The sequence below is a fragment of the Streptomyces torulosus genome (genome assembly GCF_001419765.1).
GTDB lineage: Bacteria > Actinomycetota > Actinomycetes > Streptomycetales > Streptomycetaceae > Streptomyces > Streptomyces torulosus.
The window spans coordinates 1-1,794 of sequence record NZ_LIRK01000977.1; the positions used below are offsets into that span (position 1 = coordinate 1).

2 protein-coding genes are annotated in these 1,794 nt (G+C 75.4%); one reads left to right on the forward strand and one right to left on the reverse strand.

Annotated features, from left to right (window positions below; all coding sequences use genetic code 11):
• The coding region (locus AOK23_RS43280) for an RNA polymerase sigma factor (protein ID WP_240496851.1) at window positions 1-902 on the reverse strand (902 nt) is incomplete at its 3' end.
• Between the two features lie 171 nt (window positions 903-1,073).
• Between AOK23_RS43280 and AOK23_RS43285 the strand changes: the two genes are divergently transcribed.
• On the forward strand, window positions 1,074-1,794 hold a 721-nt coding region (locus AOK23_RS43285; RefSeq protein ID WP_240496852.1), incomplete at its 3' end, for a cell division protein PerM.

Genomic DNA, 1,794 nt, shown 5'->3' on the forward strand with positions numbered 1-1,794 from the left:
GGTTCGTAGTGGTCGGGGGCCGTGCGGAGGGTCAGGGCAGTGGTGGTGAGGAGCACGCTGGCGAAAACGACGGCGGCGTGGATCCAGCGCCGGGCCCGCAGATCGGCCCGGGTGCGCAGGACGATCGGCCGCGTGGGCCGGGGCCGGACGTCCGCCGCCAGCTCGGTCAGCAGCCGGTGCAGGTCCTCGGGCGTCGCCGGTTCCGGGAGGCACGCTGTGACGACCGCGCGCGCGTACTGCACACGCCCCGCCGTCGCCGGGGTGCTCGCCTCCGTCTCGGCGGCCGTTTCCGGCAGATCCAGGCCCACACCGTCGTAGAGGACAAGGGCGCGGCGGTAGGGGGGCCGCAGTTTCTGGAGTTCGGCGAGCAGGGCGCGACCGGTCGGATCCGTCGGCGCCGACGCGGGTGCCGGTCCCGGCTCCGGGCCGCGGAAGGGAACGGGGAGGCGGTGACGCAACTGGTGCCAGGGCGAGAGGGCGCAGTCGTGGGCCACCGCCCGCACCCACCCGGCCGGGTCCCGGTCCACGGCCACCTCCGGCCAACGCTGCCAAGCCTGCTCAAAGGCCCGCTCGACCGCGTCGCGCGCCTGCCGAAGGGTCCCGGTGAGCAGATACGTCTGCTGTACGAGGGTGGGGGCGCAGTACGAGTAGAGGGCGTCGAAGGCCTGTGCGGGCGTCAGCGGCGGGGGTGCGAGCGCCGGATCGGCGGCGGCCTCGGCGTCCGTGAGGAGCGGCTGCTGATACCACTCGACCTCATCGGCGGAGCCGGCGTCACACGCGGCCTCACTCGCGGCACCGGCGTCACACGTGGCTTCGGCTTCGGCCTCGGTGTCGGGGGTGGGGGTGCAGGCATCGGCGACGGGCCTGGCCCCGGCGTCGGTGGGCGCCTGTGCCTCGGTCATCGGTGGCACTCACGTGGTGCGGAACCCTGCCGGAGACCCTGCCGGGCCGCCCTCCCGGGCCTCCGCCGCAGGGGGAGAACCGTTCCGCGTACGAGAAAGCACATAAGCACATAGTGGGCGACACGTGCGCGAATCCCCTGTTACCCGGGTAAAGCGCGTGTCGTTGGGAGCATGGCGGACGTGACGCACGTGACCGACCCGAACGACCCGTCCACCGCATCGGACCACCCCTCCTCACACGACCGGTCGGCGCCGCCCCCGCCCTCTCCGGCCGGCCTGCCGCCGCTGTCCGCGCTGTCGCCGTCGCTCGGCCGGCCCCGCCGCCGGTCGTCCGAACTGGTCACCGGGATGCTGGGCGGAATCCTGGCGGCGGGGCTCGGTCTCGGGGCGTTCGCGGCGCTGGTGATGGTGCTGTGGATCAGCTCGCCGTACCCGGACAGCGGGCCCGGCGGGGCCCTGCACGTGGCGGCGGCCCTGTGGCTGCTGTCCCACGGCGTGGAACTGATCCGGACGGACACGCTCTCGGGCGGCCCCGCCCCCGTCGGTCTCGTCCCGCTCCTGCTGCTCGCCCTGCCGCTGGTCCTGCTGCACCGCTCGGCCCGCGACCACGCGGGGGACGGCCTCGGCGCCGGCGCGCGTGCGACCTGGGCCGGGCTCGTCACGGGTTACACGGCCGTCGGCGGGGCGGCCACGCTGTACGCGTCGGGTGGTGTGCTGCGGCCCTCGTGGTGGTGGGCCGTGGTGTGCGTACCGGCGCTGGCGGCGCTCGCGGCGGGCACAGGGGTGTGGGCGGCACACGGGCGCCCCCGGCTGCCCCTGCCCGCGCCCCTCGGCGGCGCGCTGGAGACAGAAGGCCGACGACAGGTGCTGACCGCCGCGGGGAGGGCCGCCG